General features: G+C 74.8%; 23 protein-coding genes. 10 read left to right on the top strand and 13 right to left on the bottom strand.

Features of this window, described 5'->3' with window-relative positions; genetic code table 11:
- Positions 1–14: 14 nt before the first annotated feature.
- Positions 15–893: an alpha/beta fold hydrolase gene (locus ACGFX4_RS29480; protein WP_393080594.1), complete on the bottom strand. Its 879-nt coding sequence runs from the start codon at positions 891–893 to the stop codon at positions 15–17.
- 209 nt (positions 894–1,102) lie between these two features.
- Here ACGFX4_RS29480 and ACGFX4_RS29475 point away from each other — a divergent pair, with 209 nt between their 5' ends.
- Positions 1,103–2,725: a tannase/feruloyl esterase family alpha/beta hydrolase gene (locus ACGFX4_RS29475; RefSeq protein WP_393080592.1), complete on the top strand. Its 1,623-nt coding sequence runs from the start codon at positions 1,103–1,105 to the stop codon at positions 2,723–2,725.
- A gap of 74 nt (positions 2,726–2,799) precedes the next feature.
- Here ACGFX4_RS29475 and ACGFX4_RS29470 read toward each other — a convergent pair whose 3' ends face one another.
- Positions 2,800–3,051, bottom strand: coding sequence for a hypothetical protein (locus ACGFX4_RS29470; protein WP_345695472.1), 252 nt, complete (start codon positions 3,049–3,051; stop codon positions 2,800–2,802).
- Positions 3,052–3,326: 275 nt separating this feature from the next.
- Here ACGFX4_RS29470 and ACGFX4_RS29465 point away from each other — a divergent pair, with 275 nt between their 5' ends.
- On the top strand, positions 3,327–3,740 hold the full coding sequence (locus ACGFX4_RS29465; RefSeq protein ID WP_393080589.1) for a hypothetical protein: 414 nt from the start codon (positions 3,327–3,329) through the stop codon (positions 3,738–3,740).
- A gap of 35 nt (positions 3,741–3,775) precedes the next feature.
- Here the strand turns inward: ACGFX4_RS29465 and ACGFX4_RS29460 are convergent, their stop codons facing one another.
- Both ACGFX4_RS29460 and ACGFX4_RS29455 read right to left on the bottom strand, forming a co-directional pair.
- Positions 3,776–3,958, bottom strand: a complete 183-nt coding sequence (locus ACGFX4_RS29460; protein WP_393080586.1) for a hypothetical protein — start codon at positions 3,956–3,958, stop codon at positions 3,776–3,778.
- Entirely contained in the window at positions 3,955–5,040 is a 1,086-nt protein-coding gene (locus tag ACGFX4_RS29455; protein WP_393080583.1) for an alpha/beta fold hydrolase, read from the bottom strand. The genes ACGFX4_RS29460 and ACGFX4_RS29455 overlap by 4 nt, the downstream gene beginning before the upstream one ends.
- A 220-nt stretch (positions 5,041–5,260) precedes the next feature.
- Between ACGFX4_RS29455 and ACGFX4_RS29450 the strand changes: the two genes are divergently transcribed.
- On the top strand, positions 5,261–6,106 hold the full coding sequence (locus ACGFX4_RS29450) for an alpha/beta hydrolase (RefSeq protein ID WP_393080580.1): 846 nt from the start codon (positions 5,261–5,263) through the stop codon (positions 6,104–6,106).
- Here ACGFX4_RS29450 and ACGFX4_RS29445 read toward each other — a convergent pair.
- A complete protein-coding gene (locus tag ACGFX4_RS29445) occupies positions 6,095–8,953 on the bottom strand; it encodes an AAA family ATPase (RefSeq protein WP_393080578.1) in 2,859 nt (952 codons plus the stop codon). The genes ACGFX4_RS29450 and ACGFX4_RS29445 overlap by 12 nt on opposite strands.
- Positions 8,954–9,018: 65 nt before the next feature.
- Positions 9,019–9,660 carry a VOC family protein gene (locus ACGFX4_RS29440; RefSeq protein WP_393080575.1) on the bottom strand — a complete coding sequence of 214 codons (642 nt, stop codon included), beginning with the start codon at positions 9,658–9,660 and terminating at the stop codon, positions 9,019–9,021.
- A gap of 219 nt (positions 9,661–9,879) precedes the next feature.
- Between ACGFX4_RS29440 and ACGFX4_RS29435 the strand changes: the two genes are divergently transcribed.
- Both ACGFX4_RS29435 and ACGFX4_RS29430 read left to right on the top strand, forming a co-directional pair.
- A complete protein-coding gene (locus tag ACGFX4_RS29435) occupies positions 9,880–10,335 on the top strand; it encodes a hypothetical protein (RefSeq protein ID WP_393080573.1) in 456 nt (151 codons plus the stop codon).
- Between the two features lie 53 nt (positions 10,336–10,388).
- On the top strand, positions 10,389–10,814 hold the full coding sequence (locus ACGFX4_RS29430) for an organic hydroperoxide resistance protein (RefSeq protein ID WP_393080570.1): 426 nt from the start codon (positions 10,389–10,391) through the stop codon (positions 10,812–10,814).
- 94 nt (positions 10,815–10,908) lie between these two features.
- Here ACGFX4_RS29430 and ACGFX4_RS29425 read toward each other — a convergent pair whose 3' ends face one another.
- Positions 10,909–11,334, bottom strand: coding sequence for an SsgA family sporulation/cell division regulator (locus ACGFX4_RS29425; RefSeq protein ID WP_393080567.1), 426 nt, complete (start codon positions 11,332–11,334; stop codon positions 10,909–10,911).
- A 271-nt stretch (positions 11,335–11,605) separates the two neighbouring features.
- On the opposite strand from ACGFX4_RS29425, the gene ACGFX4_RS29420 reads away from it, so the two are divergent.
- Positions 11,606–12,103: a hypothetical protein gene (locus ACGFX4_RS29420; RefSeq protein WP_393080564.1), complete on the top strand. Its 498-nt coding sequence runs from the start codon at positions 11,606–11,608 to the stop codon at positions 12,101–12,103.
- A 52-nt stretch (positions 12,104–12,155) separates the two neighbouring features.
- On the opposite strand, the gene ACGFX4_RS29415 is transcribed toward ACGFX4_RS29420, so the two are convergent.
- Complete coding sequence (locus tag ACGFX4_RS29415; protein ID WP_393080561.1) at positions 12,156–13,418, bottom strand: NADH:flavin oxidoreductase/NADH oxidase family protein; 1,263 nt, start codon at positions 13,416–13,418, stop codon at positions 12,156–12,158.
- A gap of 92 nt (positions 13,419–13,510) precedes the next feature.
- Between ACGFX4_RS29415 and ACGFX4_RS29410 the strand changes: the two genes are divergently transcribed.
- Positions 13,511–14,110, top strand: a complete 600-nt coding sequence (locus tag ACGFX4_RS29410; RefSeq protein WP_393080558.1) for a TetR/AcrR family transcriptional regulator — start codon at positions 13,511–13,513, stop codon at positions 14,108–14,110.
- A gap of 28 nt (positions 14,111–14,138) precedes the next feature.
- Positions 14,139–14,537, top strand: a complete 399-nt coding sequence (locus tag ACGFX4_RS29405) for a PPOX class F420-dependent oxidoreductase (RefSeq protein WP_393080556.1) — start codon at positions 14,139–14,141, stop codon at positions 14,535–14,537.
- A gap of 40 nt (positions 14,538–14,577) precedes the next feature.
- Here ACGFX4_RS29405 and ACGFX4_RS29400 read toward each other — a convergent pair whose 3' ends face one another.
- The 4 genes from ACGFX4_RS29400 to ACGFX4_RS29385 form a co-directional block, all read right to left on the bottom strand.
- The gene (locus tag ACGFX4_RS29400; RefSeq protein ID WP_393080553.1) at positions 14,578–15,276 is read right to left on the bottom strand and encodes a type 1 glutamine amidotransferase domain-containing protein; all 699 of its coding nucleotides are present in this window, start codon (positions 15,274–15,276) and stop codon (positions 14,578–14,580) included.
- Between the two features lie 97 nt (positions 15,277–15,373).
- Entirely contained in the window at positions 15,374–16,300 is a 927-nt protein-coding gene (locus ACGFX4_RS29395; protein ID WP_393080550.1) for an acetoacetate decarboxylase family protein, read from the bottom strand.
- Positions 16,301–16,457: 157 nt separating this feature from the next.
- Complete coding sequence (locus tag ACGFX4_RS29390) at positions 16,458–18,704, bottom strand: heavy metal translocating P-type ATPase (RefSeq protein ID WP_393080547.1); 2,247 nt, start codon at positions 18,702–18,704, stop codon at positions 16,458–16,460.
- Between the two features lie 138 nt (positions 18,705–18,842).
- The gene (locus tag ACGFX4_RS29385) at positions 18,843–19,127 is read right to left on the bottom strand and encodes a heavy-metal-associated domain-containing protein (protein WP_393080544.1); all 285 of its coding nucleotides are present in this window, start codon (positions 19,125–19,127) and stop codon (positions 18,843–18,845) included.
- A gap of 301 nt (positions 19,128–19,428) precedes the next feature.
- On the opposite strand from ACGFX4_RS29385, the gene ACGFX4_RS29380 reads away from it, so the two are divergent.
- Positions 19,429–20,487, top strand: coding sequence for a GlxA family transcriptional regulator (locus tag ACGFX4_RS29380; protein WP_393080541.1), 1,059 nt, complete (start codon positions 19,429–19,431; stop codon positions 20,485–20,487).
- A 122-nt stretch (positions 20,488–20,609) separates the two neighbouring features.
- Positions 20,610–21,593, top strand: coding sequence for a hypothetical protein (locus tag ACGFX4_RS29375; protein ID WP_393080538.1), 984 nt, complete (start codon positions 20,610–20,612; stop codon positions 21,591–21,593).
- A 283-nt stretch (positions 21,594–21,876) separates the two neighbouring features.
- Here ACGFX4_RS29375 and ACGFX4_RS29370 read toward each other — a convergent pair whose 3' ends face one another.
- Positions 21,877–22,035: a hypothetical protein gene (locus ACGFX4_RS29370; RefSeq protein WP_393080535.1), complete on the bottom strand. Its 159-nt coding sequence runs from the start codon at positions 22,033–22,035 to the stop codon at positions 21,877–21,879.
- Between the last annotated feature and the right edge of the window lie 607 nt (positions 22,036–22,642).

The raw sequence follows: 22,642 nt of genomic DNA, 5'->3' as shown, positions 1-22,642 counted from the left end.
GGCCCGGCGGCCGGTCAGCGGGTGGCGCGGGCGGCCTTCTCGATGACGCCGGCCACCAGGTCGGGGTGGGAGACCGCGACGGAGTGCGACGCGGCCACCTCGGTGGTGCGGGCGTGGGCCCGCCGGGCCATGAACCGCTGGGCGGCGGCCGGGATGTTGAGGTCCTCGGTCGTGACGATGTCCCAGCTGGGGACGGTCTCCCAGGCCGCGGCGGTGGCCTTCTCGGTCAACGCGGCCTGGGCGATCGGCCGCTGGGCCGCCGCCGCCAGGGCGGCCCGGTCCGCCGGGACGTCGGCCGCGAACTGCGCCCGGAACTTGTCCTGCTGGATGTACAGGTCGGTGCCGGTGCTGCCGTCCGCGCCGGTGAACGGCACCGGGTCCAGCGTGCCCGGCAGGGTGGAGCCGGGGAAGCGGTCGGTCAGCTCCAGCGCGGACTCGCCCGGCGCGGGCAGGAACGCGGCGACGTACACGAGGGCCTTGACCCGGGGCTCGCCGACGGCGGCCTGGCTGATGACCGAGCCGCCGTAGGAGTGGCCGACGAGGACGACGGGGCCTTTCAGGTGGTCGACGAGGCTGCGCAGCGCGGCGGCGTCGGAGGCCGGCCCCCGCAGCGGGTTGGCGGCGGCCACCACCGGGTAGCCGTCGCGGCGCAGCGCGGCGACGACGCCGTCCCAGCTGGAGCCGTCGGCGAACGCGCCGTGCTCCAGGACGACGGTCGGCTTCGGGCCCCGGTCGGCCGCCGGGTCCGCGGCCGCCGAGGTGGGGGCCGCCGAGGTGGGGGCGGCGGCGTCCGCGGTGCCGGCGACGGCGAACGCGCCGATGGCCGCGGCCGTGCCGACCGCGACGGCGGCGGCGGTGAACCGGCGCTTGCGGACGTTCTCAGGGCTGTACACGGGAGATCACGCTCCAGGGGGTCCGAACAAGGGCGATGGGCTTGGCGGTCCCCACTGTTGCCCGCGGTCCGCCCCGGACACATCGGTCATGTGACGCCACCGGCGGGCCCGGCAGGCCGCGCACTGACCGACCGTCAGGTGACTGATGTGCCGGCCCCGGTGCGGCGGCGACAGTGAGGGCGCCCTACCCGAACACCCTTGGAGCGAACATGAAACGACGGTTCCTGGCCGTCGCAGCCGCCGCCGTCCCGCTGGCCGCCGCCCTCGGCGCGCCGGTCGGCGCATCGGCGGACACCGCACCGCACGGCCCGCTGTCCTTCACCTGCGCCCCGGTCGCGCCTCCCGCCCCGGCCGGCACCGCGGTGGAGTCGGTGACCGCCGTCGGCGTCCCGGCCGGCACCTTCCAGGTACCCGGGGTCCCGCCGCTCGGCGGCTTCCCGGTGCCCGACGTCCCGGCGCACTGCGAGGTGACTGTCACCCTCACCCACCCCGGCGCGGGAGACCACGCCGAAGTGAACGTCTGGCTGCCGCAGGCCGGTTGGAACGGCCGCTTCCAGGCGGTCGGCGGCAGCGCGTACGCCGCCGGGGACAACGGCGCCGGACTCGCCGCGGCCGTCAAGCAGGGCTACGCCGCCGCCACGACCGACGCCGGCGTCGGCGGTGCCCTGGACACCAGCTGGGCGCTGGACGCCTCCGGCCACGTCAACACCGCACTGCTGGACAACTTCGCCTCCCGCTCGGCGCACGAGATGGCCCTGGTCGGCAAGGACGTCGTGGCCGGCGTGTACGGCAGGGCCGCCTCCTGGTCCTACTGGAACGGCTGCTCCACCGGCGGCCGCCAGGGCTATCTGGAGGCCCAGCGGTACCCGGACGACTTCGACGGCATCAACGCCTCGGCGCCCGGCATCAACTGGAACCAGTTCGAGATCGCCACCCTGTGGCCGCAGGTCGTGATGCACGAGACCCGCACCTACCCGACCGCCTGCGAGTTCGACGCCTTCAACCGGGCCGCCCTCACCGCCTGCGACCGGCTCGACGGCGCCGCCGACGGCCTGGTCGGCGACCCGGCGCGCTGCGACTACGACCCGCGCCGCCTGATCGGCACCCGGATCGTCTGCGACGGCAAGGAGATCACCGTCACCGCGGCCGACGCCGAGGTGGTCCGCAGGATCTGGGACGGCCCGCGCGACGCCGGCGGCAAGCGGCTCTGGTACGGCCTGCCGATCGGCGCCGACTTCCGCTACCTCGCGGCCAGCAGGACCGACGAGAACGGCGTCACCACGGGCTCGCCGTTCGTCGTCCCCGCCGTCTGGGCCGCCACCTTCGTGCAGAAGCAGCCCGCGTTCGACATCGCGAACCTCAGCTACGCCCGGTTCGAGGAGATCTTCCGCACGGCCAGGGCCGAGTACGACCAGGTCATCGGCACCCGCGACCCCGACCTCTCCGCCTTCCGCGCCGCCGGCGGCAAGCTGATCACCTGGCACGGCACCGCCGACCAGCTGATCCCCACCGCCGGCACCGTCGACTACCGCAAGCGCGTGGAACGCGAGATGGGCGGCAGCAAGCGGGTCGACGACTTCTACCGGCTGTTCCTCGCACCCGGCGTCCCGCACTGCGGCCTCAACGGCGGCAAGGTCGACGACCTGGCCGCACTCACCGCCTGGGTCGAGCAGGGCAGGGCACCCGCCGTCCTGCACGCCGACCTCACCACCGCCGACGGCCGCACCGTCACCCGCGACCTCTGCCGCTACCCGACCGTCCCCCACTACACCGGCCACGGCGACCCGGCCGCCGCGAGCAGCTTCCGCTGCGTCCAACCACCGCGCGACTGACCCGCCCCCGGGGTCCGTCCCACCGGCTCGGCGGGACGGACCCCGAGGCACCGACCCGCCTCCCTACCGCGCGGTCACAGCACGGTGATCGCGAACAGCCACAGGTGCGGGGTGGTGGGGACGATCGCGTAGTGCGCGATCACCGCGCCGGTGGTGACGACACGGACGGTGTCGTCCAGGTCGTACCGGTCCGCCTGGGGCCAGCCGTACGGGTCCTCCTGCGCCCGCAGCAGCGCAGCACGCAACTCCTCGCGGGCCCGGGCGGGCAGCTCGCGGATACCGTCGGCCACGGCCTTGGCGATGCGCAGCTCGTGCGGGTGGATCATGAGCCGAAGACCTCGTCCATCGTCGGGTTGTCCTGGCCGGGCAGGATGCCGTCGTCCCCGACGACGTCGGGGACGACGCAGGGCCACACCCCGAGCCTACCGACGCCCCCGGTGCCGGCCCATCGCGCCTGCCCGGGGTCGTCGGCGGTCGAACTTGTCAGAAAATCTTCAAAACTCTCGTGTGACCTGCATCACCTCGCATAGAGTGCGGTGTCCGAGGTGATGAGCCGGAAGTGACGACCCGTCCGTCCGGTCCACCCCGAACCGGGGGATCCATGAACGAGACGACCGCGCCGCGTGTGCCGAGGCCACCCACGGCCGAGCTCCGGTACACCGCCGACCTCACCGAGGCCGACGTGCTGTCCGCGGAGGACTTCCTGCTGGAACGGCTCATCGACGAGCGGCACCGCATCGAGGACCCGCAGTCCCAGGAGGTGGCCCGGGCGCTGGCCAAGCTGGCCCACCGGGCGACCACGCGCACGCTGACGGAGATCCGTGCGCTGGCCGCCCGCCCCGGTGCCGCCGACATCCGGGCCCGGCTGCACGAGGGCTGGTCGGAGATGGTCGTCGCGATGGCGCCGTGGCTGGATCACCCGCACTACGACCACGCCCGCTGGTACGCGCCCGAGCACATCACCCGGGAGGCCGAGTTCCTGGCCCGTCACCTCGGCGGCGCGTCGCCCCGGTGAGTGTGGAGGCTGTCTCCCGCAGGGGCGGCCGGGGCTCAGAGGCCGAAGTCCGCGGCCAGGCAGGAGAATCTGACCGCCAGGGCGTCGGGGTCGTGGGCCTCCGCGGTCCGCCGGGCCGTGGGCACCGGCTTCTCCTCGACCATGTCCTCGAAGGCGACGCGTGCCGGGAGCGTGCCGAACCGGGCCCTGCGGAGCTCCGCCGCCTGCTCGCGGGTCACAGCCGGTCCGCGTCGACGACGGCCTGGGCGAACGCGGTCGGCGCCTCCTGCGGCGCGTTGTGGCCGACGCCGGGGAGCACGCGGTGCTCGTACGGGCCGGTGAAGTACTTCCGGTACGCCGCGCCGTCGGTCGTGGCGAGGAACGGGTCGAGGGCCGGGTCCAGGGTGATGGTCGGCACGGTGACGGCCGGCCGGGCCGCGAGCAGGTGCTCGTGGCGGTCGTAGCGGCGCTCGCCGTCGGCGAGGCCCAGGCGCCAGCGGTAGTTGTGGATCACGATGGCGGCGTAGTCGGGGTTCTCGAACGCCGCGGCGGTGCGCTCGAAGGTGGCGTCGTCGAAGTCCCAGGTCGGGGAGGTCTCGTCCCACACCAGTCGGCACAGGTCGTGCCGGTTCTGCCGGGTCTCCATGGCGACGCGGCCGCGCTCGGTGGCGAAGTAGTACTGGTACCACCAGGTGTGTTCGGCCTTCGGCGGCAGCGGGTTCTGCTGCGCGGGGACGTTGGTGACGAGGTAACCGCTCACCGACACCAGGGCGTTGACCCGCTCCGGCCACAGCGCCGCGATGATGTCGGCGGTGCGCGAGCCCCAGTCGAAGCCGGCCAGCACCGCCCGGTCGATCTTCAGGGCGTCCATCAGCGCGACGATGTCGAGGGCGATCGCGGACTGCTGCGCGTTGCGGACCGTGGTCGGCGCCAGGAAGGTCGTGGTGCCGTGGCCCCGCAGGTAGGGCACGATCACCCGGTAGCCGGCGTCCGCGAGCAGCGGCGCCACGTCGACGAAGCTGTGGATGTCGTACGGCCAGCCGTGCAGGCAGACGACCACGGGCCCGTGCTTCGGCCCGGCCTCGGCGTAGCCGATGTCGAGCACGCCGGCCCGGACCTGCTTGAGGGCGGGGAACGCGGTGTGCGTGCCCGGGGCGACGGTCGGGACGACCGGGCCCGGGCGACCGGCACGGCCCGGGCCCTCGGACCGGTCGGGTCCGGCCGCGAGGGCGGCGGGCGCGGGGGCCGCCGCGCCGAGCGACAGGGCCGTGGCGCCCACGCCGAGGCCGACCGCCCGGGTGAACGTACGCCTGCTGATCATGTCTGGTCCTTCCTGAAGGCTCGCTGACGCCTCCACTCTTCTTCGGCCACCAGCCGGCCGCATCCGTCACATGACGTCGAGACACCCGCCCGAGCCCGCGGACCTGCCGGGCCGTCACCTGCAGTCATCCGACTGTTTCCGCCGCCCCACCGCTCGGTGATCCTCGGACGAGGGCCGCCGCGCCGGGGCGGACCGTCGTGTGCAGTCGGAAGGTCTGGCCGTGAAGCAAACCCCCGTCGTCCTGATCCACGGTGCGTGGTTCCACCGGTCCTCGTGGGAGGGCTGGGCCGAGCAGTTCGCCTCGCACGGTTACGCGGTGTCGGTCCCGGGCTGGCCCGGGGAGGCCCCCACCGCCGCCGGGGTCCGCCGCGGTCCGGGTCCGTGGCACGGGCTCGGGCTGGCCGCGCTCACCGCCCACCACGAGCGGATCGTGCGCTCCTTCGACGACCCGCCGGTGCTGATCGGGCACTCGGCGGGCGGCCTGATCGCCCGGCTCCTCCTCGGCGCCGGCCTCGGCCGCGCGGCGGTGGCCCTCGCACCGCTGCCGCCGGGCGGCGTACGGCCCGTCGAGGGCAGCCCCCAGGACGGCCCCGGCCCGGGCACCGAGCCGCTCACCCGCGGGCGGTTCCGGCACCTGGTCGCCAACGCGGTCGGTGAGCGGGAGGCCGCGGAGCTCTTCGAGCGGTACGCCGTCCCGGCCCCGCGCCCGCTGCTCGCGGACCTCGGGTTCGACCGTCCCGCCGCCGGTCCGGCCGACACCGCCGTGGACGCAGCCGCGGACGCCGCCGTGGACACTGCCGTCAACACCGCCGACCCGGCGCGCGGGCCGCTGCTGCTGGTCTCCGGCCAGGAGGACCGGATCGTTCCGGACGCCGTGACCCGCGCGGTCTACAAGCTCTACGGCGACTCCCCCGCGGTGACCGACCTGAAGCAGTTCGCCGACCGGGGGCACTCCCTGGTGTTCGACGGCGGCCGGCGCGCGGTCGCCGACCACGTGCTCGCCTGGCTGGCCGCGAACGGCATCGGCGCCGTCACGCAGGACCGGGCGCGGCCGTCAGGGCTGTGACGCCCCGTCGGCCCGGCTCAGCGCGTCGCGCAGCGCCGCCCGGGTGGTGATGCCCAGCTTCGGGAAGATCCGGTAGAGGTGCGAACTGACGGTGCGCGGCGACAGGTGCATCCGGGTGCCGATCTCCTTGTTGGTCAGGCCGCCCGCGGCCAGGTCGGCGATCCGGCGTTCCTGCCAGGTCAGCGAGGCGAGGTTCGGCGTCGCGGCGCGCGGCGGGGCGCCGGTGGCGCGCAGTTCGGCCCGGGCCCGCTCGGCCCAGCCGGCCGCGCCCAGCCGCTCGAACGCCTCGGCCGCCGGGACGAGGTACTGCCGTGCCGCCGCCCCGTCCCGGACGTGGTGCACCCGGATGCCGTGCGCGAGCCGGATCCGGGCCAGCTCGAACGGGAAGCGGCCGGCCTCCGGCTGGGACTCGGCCCGCCCGAACATCTCGGCGGCCTCCCCGTCGCTCTCGGCGGTCATCGCCAGCGCGCCGTACGTGATGAGGGCCAGCCGGGGTGAGACCAGCGGCAGGCCGGCGTCGCGGGCGGCGAGGGCGTGGGCCCGGGCCTGCTCGGCGCGGCCGGTGTGCCGGGCGGCCTCGACGAGGTCGAGCAGGGTGCGCGGGGCCTGGTAGGCGTAGGGCCGGAAGGTGCCCGGCCGGGTGATGCCGATGGCGTAGAGGTACGCGGCCTCGTGGTCCCCGGAGCCCAGCGCGGCGGTGGCACCGGCGGAGTCGGCGACCTGGGTCAGGAATCCCACCCCGCGCGGGCGGGCCCAGGCGTCCACCTCGGCCTGCAGGTCCCTGGCCCGTCCGAGCTGTCCGCGCAGCGCCGCGAGTTGGGCCAGGTACGCGCGGCTCTGGGCGGCGAAGAGGTGGTGGCCGTGCTCGACGGCCAGGTCCAGGCCGCGCTGTCCGGTGGACTCGGCCTCGGCCCATTCGCCGACCGCCATCTGGTCGAGCAGGATCTGGTGCAGCATCACCATGCCGGTGGCCACCGCCCCGGTCTCCAGCTCGCGGTCCACGACCCGCTGCAGGTGCGGGCGGTAGTGGTCCAGGAGGTCGAGGTGGTAGGCGGCCGCGCCCAGCCGCGAGACGTCCCACGGTGCCAGGCCCGGCAGGTCGGCGGCGGCGGCGCGCACCGCCTCGGCCCGGTCGGCGCCGTACCGGGTGACGTCGCTCCAGGTGGCGCTGTAGAGCCGCGCGCGGTCGGTGACGAGGTCGCCGAGCGAGGCGAGGAGGCGGTGGGTGCTCTCCCAGACCGTGCGGTCGCCGCTGTACTGGCTGATCGCCAGGAGGAGGACCACCAGCCGGGTGAGGACCTCCCCGGGTTCGCCGCCGTCGACCGCACCGCCGTCGACCGCACCGCCGGTGGGCGCGGCGGTGGGCGCGGCCGCGGGCCGGTCGGCGCGCAGCTTCTCGATCGCGGCCGACACCTGACGGTGGGTGGAGCGGACGTCCCCGTCCTGGTAGAGCGCCTGGTAGGCGGCCGCCAGCACCGAGGCCGGCGACCCCGCCGAACCGGGGACGGGATCCGCCCGGACCAGCCGGTGCGCCTGGCCGAGGCGGGCGGCGTGGCCGGCGACGAAGGCCGCGTCGGCCAGGCGTCGGGACCGGTCGGCGGGGTTCTCGCTGAGCTCGGCGGCCCGGGTCAGCCAGGTCACGGCCGCGAGCGCGCCGCCGCGCCGGGTCGCGGACCCGGCCGCCGCCTCCAGGACGCCTGCCACCTCCTCGTCGGGGTCGACCGTGGCCGCCGCCAGGTGCGTCGCCCGGCGTTCGAGGTTCGTCCGGTGGACCCGGGCCAGCGCCAGGTGCGCGGCGCGGCGCTGGTTGGGGGTGGCCGTCCGCACGACGGCGGAGCGCACCAGCGGGTGCCGGAAGACGAACTCGCCGGTGGTCACCGCGACGTCCAGCAGCCCGGCGGCCACGGCCTGGTCGGCGTCGCGCATGGGGTAGCGCGCGCCCGGGACGGTGTCGGTGCCGGCCGTGGTCCCGGCGCCGTCGAGCGCGCCCCGCAGCAGCTCGGCCCGCACGTGCTCGTCGAGGGCCTCGATCCGGGCGCCGTACAGCTGTTGCAGCCGCCGGGGCAGCGGGACGCCGTGCGGGCCGGCGAGGTCGTCGAGCGTCGGGTCGTCCGCCCGGCCGATGAGGTGGGCGGGCAGCTCCACCAGGGCGAGCGGGTTGCCCTCGGCCTGCTCCAGGACGAGTCGGCGGATCCGCCGGCCCAGGTCCGGGTGGCACCGGTCCAGCAGGCGCGCCGCGTCCTCGCCGGTGAGGGCGGCGATCGGCAGTTCGGGCAGGGCGGCGGTGTCGAACCGGGAGGCGAGGTCGGTGCGGACCGCGATCAGCAGCCTCACCCGACTGCTGCTCAGGCGCCGGCCCACGAAGCCGAGGACGTCGGCGCTGGCGTCGTCGAGCCACTGCCCGTCGTCGAGCACCAGCAGCAGCGGCCGCTCGGCGGCGGAGCGCAGCAGCAGGCCGAGCACGGCGATGCCGAGCGTCATGACCGACGGCGGATCGCCCTGCGCCGCGCCGAACACGGCGCCGAACACCGCCCGTATCCCGCCGTCCGGCCCGGCAGCCTCCTGCCGCGCAATGTCCGACCGTGCGATGTCGGGAAGCAGCGGATGGAGGAGCTGGTGCAGCCCCGCGTACGGCAGCGCGGACTCGGCTTCGACGCCGGCGGCCCGGACGACACGGTGGCCCTCCCGGTCCGCGAGCGCGGCGGCGTGGCCCAGCAGCGAGCTCTTGCCGACGCCGGTGTCCCCGCGCAGGACCAGGGCCCGGCCGGTCGCCGACCCCACGAACGCCGCGAGCTCCGCCTGCTCGTCCTCGCGGCCCACCATCGTCGTCGTGGTGATGGATTGCATGTGCCCGCCCGCCCCGTCGTCCTGCCGTCCGGCCCGTCCCTGCGACCACGCCCCGTCGGCGCGTTTCAGCTGCCCAGCCCGGCCGCGCGGGCCATGTGCGCGGCGTACCAGGTCGGCCAGTCCTGGTCGTGGTGGCCGAGTTCCTCCTCGTACCTGCCGTGGGCGAGCGCCGCGTCGCGCAGTGCCGCCTCGACCTCGTCGGCCGCGCGGTAGACCACGTGCCCGATCCGGCCGGGGCGCCGCGTGGTGACCTCCTGCAGGACGAAGGTGTTGCCGTCCGGGTCGGTGAACGAGGCGAACGAGCCGTACGACTGCCGCGCCGGGTGCGGTCCGGGGACGCGCTCTGCGGTGCCGGCGTGGTGGAAGACGCCGCCGGCGTCGTGGAAGACCTCGCCGACCTCGACCCCGGCCGCGACCAGCTCGGCGCGGGCCGCGACGACGTCGTCCACGACCAGGTGCACACCGTGCTCGGAGCCCGGCGCCGCGTCGGTCACGCCGCTGCCGATGACGATCGACGCGGCCGAGCCGGGCGGGGTCAGGTGCACCACCCGGAAGCCGCCGGGGCCGGTGAAGTCGACGTCCTCGCGGAACCCGATCCGCGTGTAGAAGTCCTTGGCCCGGTCCACGTCCGACACCGGGACGACCACAACCTCGATCTTGTACTCCACCATCGTCAGCTCCTTCGCCGCCAGGGATGCCGTCCGCATCCACCGACGACGATCCCGCGGCCCGGGGCGCGTCGAGCCGGTGCCGGACCCTGGTCGTCCCGGCCCGGGTACCGGCCCGGGCACTGGCCGGGGCACTGGCCGGGCGGGGCCAGGGTTCGTCACCGGCTCGACCGGGGTCCGCCACCGGGGAGGCTGAGGGCACCCGTTCAGGCCGCCAGGCCGTACGGACCACCGATGCGAGGAGCGCAGGGCGAACCCATGGCAACCATCCACTTCACCGAGCGGACGCAGGCCACCCCCGAGCAGTTCGTGGCGAGCCTCACCGACTTCGGGCCGGGGCGCCGGGCCCTGTTCCCCAACAGCGCCGACGAGTACCTGCGGGTCCACGCGGAGGGTGTCGACCACGCGGACGTCACCGAGGGGTCGGGCGGTGTGTGGGAACGGCTGCGGTACGACTGGTCCGACCCGGACCGCGTGGTGATGACCACGACCGACTCCAACCTCTGGGGCGGCGCCTCCGGGCACACCTACGCCTTCACCCGGCTGCCCGACGGCTCGACGCAGCTGGACGTCGTGGTCGTCCGCGAGGGCAAGAACCTCAAGGGCCGCGTCACCGGCCTGCTGCTGGGCACCGTCGGCCGGGGCGTCCTGGCGAAGGCGCTGAGGACGACGATCAGCGCGATCGAGGCCCGCAACCGGCTGCCCCAACCCTGACCCGCGCTCCCCGCACCCCAGCCCTTGATCCGTACCGGAAGGAAGAACCCACCATGGCCGTCACCTACACCGCCACCGTCGACGTCACCGGCGAGGGCCGCAACGGCGGAACCGCCCGCTCCGGCGACGGGCTGCTCGAACACCGCCTGTCCATCCCCAAGGAGCTCGGCGGGGCCGGCGACGCCACCAACCCGGAGCAGCTCCTGGCCGCCGGCTGGGCCGCCTGCTTCCTCGGCGCCCTCCGCCACGCCGCCGCCCAGCGCCGGATCAGGCTGACCAGCGCCGCGGTCAGCGCCGAGGTCACCCTCCACCACGGCGACGACGGCGAGTTCTCGCTGCTGGCCACGCTGGCCCCGCGGCTCGGCGGCGTCGACCAGCCCACCGCCGAGGAGCTCACCGAGGCCGCCCACCGGATCTGCCCCTACTCCAAGGCCACCCGGGGCAACATCCCCGTCACCGTCCACGCCACCGCCGTCTGACCACCCGCGCCGGCCGCCCTCGTCCTCGGGAGCCCCGGGTCCGTCCTGGCCGCCGTCGGCCCACCGGCCGAAGGCCCGCACGCCCTCACCGGATTCAGCCGGCGCCGAGGCACTGCGCCAGCAGCGCGTCGATGTCCAGGTGGTCGGACTCCGAACCGGCCGGGACCAGCCGGAAGCTGTCGGCGAGGAAGGCGGTGACCACGTCGGCCGGGGCACTGACCACCGCCTGCCCGGTCTCGCCGACCAGGGTGATGCGGATCTCGCCCTCGGCGCCGGGACTGACCCTCACGTCGCCGTTCCCGGCGGGCGCGCGCCGGCCCTCGTTCAGGAGGTCGCGGCCGAACCACCAGCACACCGGCTCGTCGCCGTCGATGCACTCGCACTCGTCGACCGGGAAGAACAGGCAGGCGGCGAAGGGCCGGTCGGCATCGAAGCGCAGCTCCGCGGGGACCGGGAGGTGGGGCAGCGGGCTGTCCGGGAAGGTGACGGGCATCGGGCGGACCGCGGACATCGACATCATCGAGCACTCTCCTTGCGGCGTCGTACCGGCCCCGGGCCCGACTGTAGGCACGCGGCCACCCACAGCGCGGTCCGTCGGTCGAGGCCGCCCGAAACCTCCACCTGCTCCCCGCATCCACGACACCCACGGGTTGGCGGGGTGTCAGGCCGTCCGCGCCGGCCGGGCGAACAGGGAGGGGGAGGAATTGGGTTGTGCGCAGCCCGCTCGGGGCTGTTGGGTGGCGCAGCGGTCATCTGCCGTGCCGCTTCGTCGTCCGAGTGAAGGAACCCCTTTGAGCACTCCGCCGCTGCCCGACGCCGTCACCGGCCCCGCCGGGCACCAGGCCGCGCCGGCGCCCGCGCCAGCGCCCGCACCCGCACCCGCACCCGCACCCGCACCCGCACCTGAGTACGCGCCCGAGTTCGCATTCGCGCCCCCGCCGATACCGTTCGAGCCGGTCGAGGCGCCCAAGTCCCGCCGGATCCCCGGCATCCTGAAGATCGGCGCGATGGTCGTGGTGATCGCGGCGGCGCTCGCCGTGGCCGCGTACGTCTCCCGGGACAACCCGGCCGCGGCGAAGGCCGGTGACTGCGCGCACAACGCCGGCACCGACAGCAAGCCGGACGTGAGCCTGGTGGACTGCGGCGCGGCGAACGCCGAGTTCACCGTGCTCAAGGTCGTCCACGGCGCCAATGAGAAGGAGTGCGAGACAGAGCAGGCGCTGGTGGCCACCTACGTCGAGACGCGTCGCAGCTCCACCCTGGTGCTGTGCCTGGGCGAGCGCCGCTGACCTGACACCGCGCCGGCCCGCGCCGGGCCCGTGCCCGGCCCGGGGCGCGTGGTCACCGGCCGGGGTGCCCGGCGGCGGGCGTCTGCCGCTCGGGCAGCCAGACGCGGTAGCGGCGCAGGGCCCGGCGCTGCTGTCGCTGCTCGGCCAGCAGGGCGATCGCCGGGTGGATGCCGGGTCGCGGCTCGCTGCCGCGGGCGAGGCGGCGCAGTTGGCGGCGGACCTGTGCCATGCTCGCGGCGGAGGCGAGGGGCTTGTCCTTCCAGGTGACCGGTCGCAGCTGCCGGTCGGCCTCGTGGCCGCCCATCCAGCGGTTGGGCAGGTCCGGGGTGACGGCGAGGGCGGTGCCCATGCCGACGAGGGCGACGCCGCCGGCCAGGACCTGCTCGGCGGTCTCGCGCCGGGTGATGCCGCCGGTGAGCATCAGGGGGACGGGGCTGGTCGCGGCCAGGTCCTCGGCGAGCTCCAGGAAGTACGCCTCACGGGCCCGGGTGCGGCCGTCGGCGGCGCGGCCGGTCATCGCGGGGCTCTCGTAGCTGCCGCCGGAGAGTTCGACCACGTCGACGTCGAGCACCGACAGCCATTCGATCACCTGGCGTGCGTCGTCGGCGTCGAACCCGCCGCGCTGGAAGTCCGCGGAGTTGAGCTTCACCGCGACCGTGAAGCTCGGCGGGACGGCGGCGCGCACGGCGCGGACGGTGTCCAGCAGCATCCTGGCCCGGTTCGGCAGGGATCCGCCCCAGGCGTCGGTGCGCCTGTTGACGAGGGGTGACAGGAACTGCGACAGCAGGTAGCCGTGGGCGGCGTGGATCTCCACCCCGTCGAACCCCGCCTGTTCGGCGCGTGCGGCCGTGACCGCGAAGCGCCGTACGGTGGCGTCGATCTGTTCGGGGGTCATCGCGGTCGGGCGGCCGAAGCGGCCGCTGTGCCTGCCGAGGTCGACGCCGACGGCGGACGGGCCCCACACGACGCCGGGCATCCCGGCGTGGACCTGGCGTCCGGGGTGGTTGATCTGCATCCAGACCGCGCCGCCGGCCGACTTGGCGGCCTTCGCCCATGCCACGAAGGGCTCCAGCGGCGCGGCCTCGTCGAGCACGACGCCGGCCGGGCCGGTCAGCGCCTCGGCGTGGACCATGACGTTGCCGGTGATCAGCAGTCCGGTGCCGCCGGAGGCCCAGCGCCGGTACAGCTCGATCAGGTGCCGGTCGGGGAGCTGGCCGGTGCCGGCCAGGTTCTCCTCCATGGCCGCCTTGGCGATCCGGTTGGGCAGTACCGCCCCGGAGCCCAGGGGCAGCGGGGTGAACAGTTCGCCGGCCATCGGACGGTCCCTCGTTCCTGTCGACTAATATGTGTACATCGCTCACATTAGAGGGGCAATGTAGGCGGTGTAAACATCGGAGAGGGTGACCCATGACACAGGCGAATGCCTCGTACCACCACGGCGACCTGCGCGCCGCGTGCCTGCGCGCCGCCCGGGAGCTGCTGGAGGAGGACGGCAGCGCGGGGCTGTCCCTGCGGGCCGTGGCGCGGCGGGCGGGCGTCTCGGCGACCGCCCCCTACCGCCATTACGCCGACCGCGACGCGCTCGTCTCCGCGGTCGCGGCGGAGGGCTACGTCGAACTCGCGGGCCACCTGACGGCCGCCCACCCCGCACCGCGCACGCCCGAGGACCTCGCCGGGATCGCGGTCGCCTACGTCCGGTTCGCGCTGGAACGCCCGGCGATGTTCCGGGTGATGTTCGCCGAGCCGTGCGACCCGACGGACGAGGAGCGCGTCGCGGCGACCACCGCCATCCGGGAGTACGTCCGCGGCATCGTCCACGGCGTCTTCCCCGACTCCGACCCGGAGGCCCTGTCCACCGCCGTGTGGGCCTTCGTGCACGGCCTGGCCTTCCTGCACCTGGACGGGAAGTTGGACACCTCCACCCCCGAGGCCGTCTCCGACCAGGTCCACGCCGCCGTCCGGGCCCTGCTCACCGTGACCCCACCGGCACCGACCGCTCAGCCGTAAGCACCCAGCCCCCGAGATTGGACCCGCCGTGACCGCGCTCGACCCGAGCACCCTCCACGCACTGACGCGCGCCCGCTACGTCAGCCTCACCACCTTCCGCAAGGACGGCACGCCCGTCGCCACCCCGGTGTGGCACGTGGTCGACAACGGCCTGCTGTACGTCTGGACCGAGGCCGACTCGTGGAAGGTCAAGCGGCTGCGCCGGGACCCGCGCGCCGAGGTCGTGGTCTGCGACGTCCGCGGCCGGATCAAGCCCGGCGCCGCCAAGGCGGCGGGCACCGGGCGGGTGCTCGACGCCGAGGGCAGGGAGAAGGTCCGCCGCCTGCTGGGCCGCAAGTACCTGATGGCCCGGGTGGGCGACATCTACGCCACCGTGACCGGCCGGCGGCGCCGGCGCCCCGTCGTGGCGCTGGAGATCACCTTCTGACCGGCCGGCTCCGGCGGGGCCGGGCCGGCCCTCCGGGCCGTCAGGACAGGTCGGCCACCAGGCGGTTGGCGAGCCGCTTGGACGAGCCGGGGTTCTGGCCGGTGTAGAGGGCGCGGTCGACCTCGATGTGCGGCACCAGCGGGAGGGCGCCCTTGGCGTAGTCCGCGCCGCTCTCGCGCAGCCTGTCCTCCAGGTACCAGGGAGCCTTGCGGCCGAAGCTGTTCAGCTTCTCCTCGACGTTGGACAGCGCGGTGACCCGGTAGCCGGCGAACGGCCAGGACCCGTCGTCGTTCCTGGCCGCCAGCAGCGCCGCCGGGCCGTGGCAGAGCAGGGCCAGCGGCCGGCCGGAGGCGATCCTCCTGGTGAGGAGCGCGCCCGACACCTCGTCGTGCGACAGGTCCTCCATCGGGCCGTGGCCTCCGGGGTAGAAGACCAGGTCGAAGTCGTCGGGGTCCATGTCGCCGAGGGCGGCCGGGCTGCGCAGCTCGCCCTGGATCGTGGCGAGGTGGTCGGCGACCTCGCGGAGGGTGCCGGGCAGGCCGGCGGTGCGGCCCATGCTGATCCTGTCCAGGGTGGGCCGCTTCCCGCCCGGGGTGGCGATCGTGGCCTCCCACCCGGCCTCGGCGAAGATCCTGTGCGGCACCGCCAGCTCCTCGCCCCAGAAGCCCGTGGGGTGCTTGGTCCCGTCCTTGAGCGTCCAGGTGTCGGCCGCCGTCACGACGAAGAGGACTCGGTTCATGGTCTCGCCTTCCTGTGTGCCCCACCGACCTGCTCAGCTTGCCCACAGATCGGTGGTGGCGGCGCGTTCGCGCGGTGGCCGTGGCGACGGCCGCCCGCTAAGCGGTCCGGCGCGGGACCGAGGTGGGCACCGGCATGTGGAGGGCGAGCTGGCCCTCGGTCATCACGTCGAACCGGACGGTCCGGATCGGTCTCAGTGAGCGCAGGTCGTCCGACATCCGGCCCTCGCCGAGCCGCAGGCGGACGTCCCGCGGGACGCGCGCCGTCCCGGCCTTCAGCACGTGGGTCTGGCTCAGGGTGGAGTGCCAGGCGCCGTTGATCCGCGTGTACGAGGTGAGCGAGCCGACCCGGTCGCCGCTCGGGTGGGCGCTCTGCTTCGGCGTGGCCGCCAGGAGCGACAGGTCGACGCCGCCGGCGTCGTTGGCGACGCGGGCGCTCGTCCGCCCGGCGTCGATGTCGACGTCGAGGCCGGTGACCCACTTGGGGAAGCCGTAGCCGTCGCGGCCGCGCACCCGGGCGATCTCGGTGCTCACCGGCAGGGAGAGCACGTACGAGTCCAGGTGCTCGTTCTTGAGACCGGAGACGAGGTCGAAGAACCCGAGCCTCCCGTGCCGCGCGGGCTTCACCGCGATGCCGACGGCGGCCTCGGTGTAGAAGTCGATGTCGCAGACGTCGTAGCGGAAGAACATCACCGAGACCAGTCCGAGGCCCGGGACGAGCTCCAGCGGTTCGAGCTCGCGAGGAAGGCGGCCGCGGATCGCGCCGGAGGGCGCCAGCATCGTGACCCGGGCGGTCGAGATCGCGTAGTAGAAGTTCGGGGTCAGCGTCGGCCCGATCGGGGAGTCGACCCTGGTCTTCGGCAGCTGCCGGAAGAAGTCCACACCGCCGACCCGGGGGTCACGGGCGATCTCGTCGAGGTCCGGATCCATCCGGTAGCGGTCGTAGAGGCCCCCCTTCGGGACGGCGACCGTGCGACCTCCGAGGTCGACCTCGACGGTGGGGTCCTTCGTCTGCGCCGACGGCATGGCCCGGCTCCTCCCTGCTGGCCATGTAAGCGGTGCACACATGACTGTAGGAGACGATGTGAGCACCGTCAACAATGAGGTTCGGGCACCCCTTCGGAGGCAGCCTGCGACGCCGGCCCCGGAACCGTCGGGGTTCCGGGGCCGGCAGGGGGCGGGGTCAGCGGAAGGTGCGGAGGCGGAGGCTGTTGCCGACCACGAAGACCGAGGAGAAGGCCATCGCTGCGCCCGCGATCATCGGGTTGAGCATCCCGGCCGCGGCGAGCGGCAGGGCGGCGACGTTGTAGCCGAACGCCCAGAACAGGTTGCCCTTGATGGTGGCCAGGGTGCGGCGGGCGAGGCGGATCGCGTCCGCGGCGGCGAGCAGGTCGCCGCGGACCAGGGTGAGGTCGGCGGCCTCGATCGCGGCGTCGGTGCCGGCGCCCATCGCCAGGCCCAGGTCGGCCTGGGCGAGGGCGGCGGCGTCGTTGACCCCGTCGCCGACCATGGCGACGACCCGGCCCTCGTCCTGGAGGCGCCGGACGGTGTCGACCTTGTCCTGGGGCAGGACCTCGGCGATCACCTGCTCGGGGGCGATGCCGACCTCGGCGGCGACGGCCTCGGCGACCAGGCGGTTGTCGCCGGTCAGCAGGACCGGGGTCAGACCGAGCTCCCGCAGCCTGCCGACGGCCTCGGCACTGGTCTCCTTGACCGCGTCGGCGACCTCCAGGACCGCGCGGGCCTCGCCGTCCCAGCCGACCGCGATCGCGGTGCGGCCGGCGCGTTCGGCCGCGGTCTTCGCCGCGGCCAGGTCCGCCGGCAGGTGCTGGGCCCAGTCGGCGAGCAGGGCTTCCCGGCCGGCCACCACGGCGTGCCCGTCCACCACGCCCTGGACGCCCAGGCCCGGGACGTTCTCGAAGCCGTCGACGGCGGGCAGGGCGCCGAGCTTCTCGGCGGCGACGGTGGCGACGGCCCGGGCGATCGGGTGCTCGGAGGCGTGCTCCAGGGCGCCGGCCAGCCGCAGCACCTCGATCTCGTCGGTGCCCTCGGCGGTGCGGACGGCGAGCAGGGCCATCCGGCCGGTGGTGACGGTGCCCGTCTTGTCCAGGACGACGGTGTCGACCCGGCGGGTGGACTCCAGGACCTCCGGGCCCTTGATCAGGATGCCGAGCTGGGCGCCGCGGCCGGTGCCGACCAGCAGCGCGGTCGGGGTGGCCAGGCCGAGGGCGCACGGGCAGGCGATGATCAGCACCGCCACGGCGGCGGTGAAGGCGGCGGTCCAGCCCTCGCCGGTGCCCAGCCAGTAGCCGAGGGTGGCGACCGCGAGGGTGATGACGATCGGCACGAAGACGGCGGAGATCCGATCGGCGAGGCGCTGGGCGGCGGCCTTCCCGCTCTGCGCGTCCTCGACCAGCTTGGCCATCCGGGCGAGCTGGGTGTCCGTGCCGACCCGGGTGGCCTCGACGACCAGGCGGCCGCCGGCGTTGACGGTGGCGCCGGTGACGGTGTCGCCGGGCCCGACCTCGACCGGGACGGACTCGCCGGTCAGCATCGAGGCGTCCACCGCGGAGGCGCCCTCGACCACCACACCATCGGTGGCGATCTTCTCGCCGGGCCGGACCACGAAGCGGTCGCCCGCGGCGAGTTCGGCGATCGGGACGCGCACCTCGCCGCCTCCGCGCAGCACCGTCACGTCCTTGGCGCCCAGTTCGAGCAGCGCCTTGAGAGCAGCGCCGGCGGTGCGCTTGGAGCGCGCCTCGAAGTAGCGGCCGGCCAGGATGAAGGCGGTGACGCCGGCCGCCGCCTCCAGGTAGATGTTGGACGCCCCGTCGCTGCGGCCGATGGTGAACTCGAAGCCGTGCCGCATGCCAGGCATCCCCGCGTCGCCGAGGAAGAGCGCCCACAGCGACCACAGGAACGCGGCGCCGGTGCCGAGCGAGACCAGGGTGTCCATCGTCGCGGCGCCGTGCCGGGCATTGGTGTACGCGGCCCGGTGGAACGGCCAGGCGGCGTACGTGACGACCGGGGCGGCCAGGGTCAGGGACAGCCACTGCCAGTTGTCGAACTGCAGGGCCGGCACCATCGCCATCGCGATGACGGGCACGGCGAGGGCCAGCGCGGTGAACAACCGGGTGCGCAGCGGGGCGAGTTCGTCCGCCGGCTCGGCCTGCTCGCCGGCGGGGCGTTCGGCGGCCGGGGGCCGGGGCAGGGCGGCGGTGTAGCCGGTGGCCTCGACGGTGGCGATCAGGTCGGCGACGGCGATGCCCTCGGCGACGACCACCTTGGCCTTCTCGGTGGCGTAGTTGACGGTGGCTTCGACGCCGTCCATCCGGTTGAGCTTCTTCTCGATCCGGGCGGCGCACGAGGCACAGGTCATGCCGCCGATCTGGAGTTCCACCTCGGTGGAGGCGGGGGCCTGGGTGGTCATCTGGGCTCCTCGTGGTCGTCGGGTCGTCGGGTCGTCGTCGCGGCGTCGCGTCGTCGGTGGGGCGGCGCCGGGGGCCGGTCCCGTTGCCCCGGGGGTAACGGGACCGTGAGCCTCCTGGCGGGTGGGTCGGCGAGCGCGTCAGGCACGGCCGGTGAGCTCGTAGCCGGCGTCGTCGATCGCGGCGCGCAGGGCCTCGTCGTCGATCGCGGTCTCGGCGGAGACGGTCACCAGGCCGCCCTTGACGTCGACCGAGACGGCGGTGACGCCCGGGAGTGCGGCGACGGCCTTGCCGACGGCCTGCTCGCAGTGGCCGCAGGTCATCCCGGCGACCGTGTAGACGGTGGTGGTGGGCGCGTTCTCGACCGCGACGGTGGCGGTGGCGGTGGCGGTGGAGCAGGTGCCTTCGGTCGAGCAGCAGGACATGGCTTCCTCCGGTGCAGTCAGTTCGATGGATACCCCTAGGGGGTATCTCTTGCGGCGAGTTCTTTATACCCCCAGGGGGTATGTGTCGCAACCCTCGGCCGCAGATCCACCCTCGCGGCGCGGCGGAGATCGCGGCAATGCCATCCACCCCGCAGATCCGGACCGACCGGCCGGGAACGAGCCGGCGACGGACAGGCAGCAGCCGGGCCACGGACGGGCGGGCCGGCGAATCGGACCGGTGGCCGGATCCGCGGGGCGGATGTCATTGCGGCCACCACCGGCGGCGGACCAGGCTGGCCACATGATCGACAGTGCAGCGGCCGCCGACGCCGCGCCCAAGCCCGTCCGCCTCGTGGTGATCGCCGTCTACGACGGTGTCCAGATGCTCGACCTGGCGGGCCCGCTGGACGTGTTCGCCGAGGCCGCCGGATGCACCGGCGGGTACCGGGTACTGGTCGCCTCGCCGGGCGGCCGGCCGGTGCGGGCCTCGGGCGGGGTGCGGATCGCGGTGGACACCGCGCTCGAGTCCGTCACCGGACCGGTGGACACCCTTGTGGTGGCGGGCGGCGACGAGGCGGCGGCCACCGACGCCTCCGACGCGGCCCGGCACCTGCTCGACCAGGTCCGACGGCTGGCGGCGGGCGCGCGACGGGTGGCCTCGGTCTGCACGGGGGCGTTCGTGCTCGCCGCCGCCGGACTGCTGGACGGCCGCCGGGCCACCACCCACTGGTCGTCCTGCGCCGAGCTCGCCGCGCTCTTCCCGGCGGTCCGGGTGGACCCCGACGCGGTGGTGGTGCGCGACGGGCGCGTCTCCACCGCCGCGGCGACGACGGCCGGGATCGACCTGGCGCTCGCCCTCGTCGAGGAGGACCACGGCGCCGACCTCGCCCGCCGGATCGGCAAGCTCTTCCTGGTCTACCTGCGCCGTCCGGGCGGGCAGGCCCAGTTCGCCACCACCGCCCGACCGGCGGACGTCGGGCACCTGGGGTTGCGCGCGGCGGTCCGGGCGGTGGCGGACGACCCGGCGGGCGACCACCGCACGGAGCGCCTCGCCGAGCGGGCCCGGATGAGCCCGCGCCACTTCTCCCGGGCCTTCACCCGCGACCTCGGCGTCACCCCCGGGCGGTACGTGGAGCAAGTCCGGGTGCGCGCCGCGCAGCGGCTGCTGGAGGAGACCGACGCCGACACGGCGGCGGTCGCCCGGCGCTCGGGGTTCGGCTCGGCCGAGACGATGCGGCGCGCCTTCCAGCGCACGCTGGCCGTCGCACCCTCCGCGTACCGCGAGCGCTTCCGCACGGCCTGCCCGATCGACCACCACGGCGGACCGGCGGAGCGGGCTACCCCGCCAGCTACCCCCTAGGGGTATCCGCGGCATCCCCGCAGATCCGCGGACGCAGGTTGACCACATACCCCCAGGGGGTATGTAATGCGGGCGTCGGAGGTCCGACGCACCGACCACTCCACGTGTACGAGGGAGCCCTCATGAACACCGCGCTGAAGATCACCGCCTTCGTCGCCGGCATCGCCACCGTCTTCGGCGCCTCGTACGGCGTCGGCCACGCCACCGGCACCGGCACACCGCCGTCACGGACGTCCGACAGCGCCGCCCACCCCGGGCACACACCCGCCGCCACGCCGAGCGCACAGTCCGGCGAACACCTACCGGGCGGCCTCCAGGTCTCCGACCGCGGCTGGACGCTCGGCCTGGAGAACCCCTTCGTCACCGCCGGCGCCCCCACCGAGCTGCGGTTCCGCGTGCTCGGCCCGGACGGCCGACCGGTCACCGAGTACCGCACGCAGCACGAGAAGGAGCTGCACCTGATCGTCGCCCCGCGCGACCTCTCCACCTTCCAGCACCTGCACCCGGTCCGCGCCGCCGACGGCACCTGGAGCACGCCCGTCGCCCTCCCGGCCGCCGGGGAGTACCGGGTCATCGCCGACTTCGCGCCGACCGGCACCGACGAGGGCCTCACCCTCGGCGCCGACCTGCACGCCGCCGGCGACCTGCGCCCCTCCGCACTGCCGCAGACCGGGCGGACCGTCACCGCCGACGGCTACACCGTCGCCCTGACCGGCGACCTCACCCCGGGCCGGGCCGGCCGGCTCACCCTCACCGTCAGCCGCGACGGCCGCCCGGTCACCGACCTCCAGCCGTACCTCGGCGCCGCCGGCCACCTGGTCGCCCTGCGCGCCGGTGACCTCGCCTACCTCCACGTCCACCCCGACGGCGAGGGCACCACCGGCGGCCCCGCCGTCTCCTTCACCACCACCGCACCCAGCAGCGGCGACTACCGGCTCTTCCTGGACTTCAAGCACCAGGACACCGTGCACACCGCCGCCTTCACCCTCCCCGCGACGACCACCGCTCCCCCGGCGCCCCAGACCACCGGGACGGCACCCACCGCCGCGGCGACACCGACCGCCGGGGCGACACCCACCACCCACGACCCCGACCACCGGCACTGAGGCCCGCCACTCCCTGACCGCGGCCTCCGGCGGCCACCCACGCGCCGACGCCTCACGCGCCTGCCGGACCTGGGTCACCACCAGCGCCCGCGCCTCGACCGCATCGTCGGCCTCAACGACCGGGTCGTGACCGTCGATCAGGAACGTCGGCCGACCGCGGTCACGGACAGCCGGGCAGCGCCGAAGCCGACGCCATACACGCTGTCGTCGTCGCCGGCGCGCGGCATCACCGGATGCCCCGCCCCGCCACCGGCTACGGCGCGCGCGTTTTGCGCTCCGGGTGTCAGCCGCCGGTGCGGGCGTGACGCGGACGGCCGGCCTTGTCGCTGCGGCCGGACTCGGCCCGCGGCCCGCGGTGGCGGGGGCCGGGGCGGGAGGCGGTGGCGGTCAGCACCGCGGCGATCGCAAGAGGCGCCAGCAGCAGCACCGTGGCAGTGGACATACGCACCTCCGGTCAGTGAACGAACCTGTCATTCGGCTGCCCCCACCAGCTCGGATCATGCGGGCAACGTCTCCCGTTCACGCCGTCGGCTCCCTCCGACTACGGCAGCGGAGTGAGCGGATCACCCGGGTGCCGAGCCGGCGGAGCGCACCGGCGCGGGGCTGTCAGCGGGCTGCGGCAGCCAGCCCGGGGCACCGCCGACCGTGCGCCACAGCTCGCTGTACTCGCCCGGGTCGGCCACCCGGCCCTCGCTGATGTCGGAGAGCTCTCGGATCGGCTCGTGCAGCAGGTGTCCGGTGCTCTCCCGGAACCGGGCCCGGCCGGCCTCGTCCGGGTCGTGCGCCTCCAGGTCGGCGACCCCCGGACGCCACTGCCCTCCAAAATGCCCATGCCGCGGGCCGGCTCCCGGGTGTGCTTTCGGGCACGCGCCAGGTGGGCATTCGGCCGCACCGGATGCGGCAGGCAGAAGTCGGGCAGTTCGAACGGCTCGGCCATCGGCGTCCCCCACCGGAAGGCGGCCGGTCCCGGGTACCAGGCCGCGAACGTCACCCAGTCTCGACGGCGGGGAACGGCCCGGGTAAGACGCGTACCGCAGCGTTGATGCGGC

The sequence above is a fragment of the Kitasatospora sp. NPDC048365 genome (assembly GCF_043200835.1).
Classification (GTDB): Bacteria; Actinomycetota; Actinomycetes; order Streptomycetales; family Streptomycetaceae; genus Kitasatospora; species Kitasatospora terrestris.
Note: the sequence above shows the minus strand (reverse complement) of the source record. Positions and strands in the feature narration are given on the sequence as shown.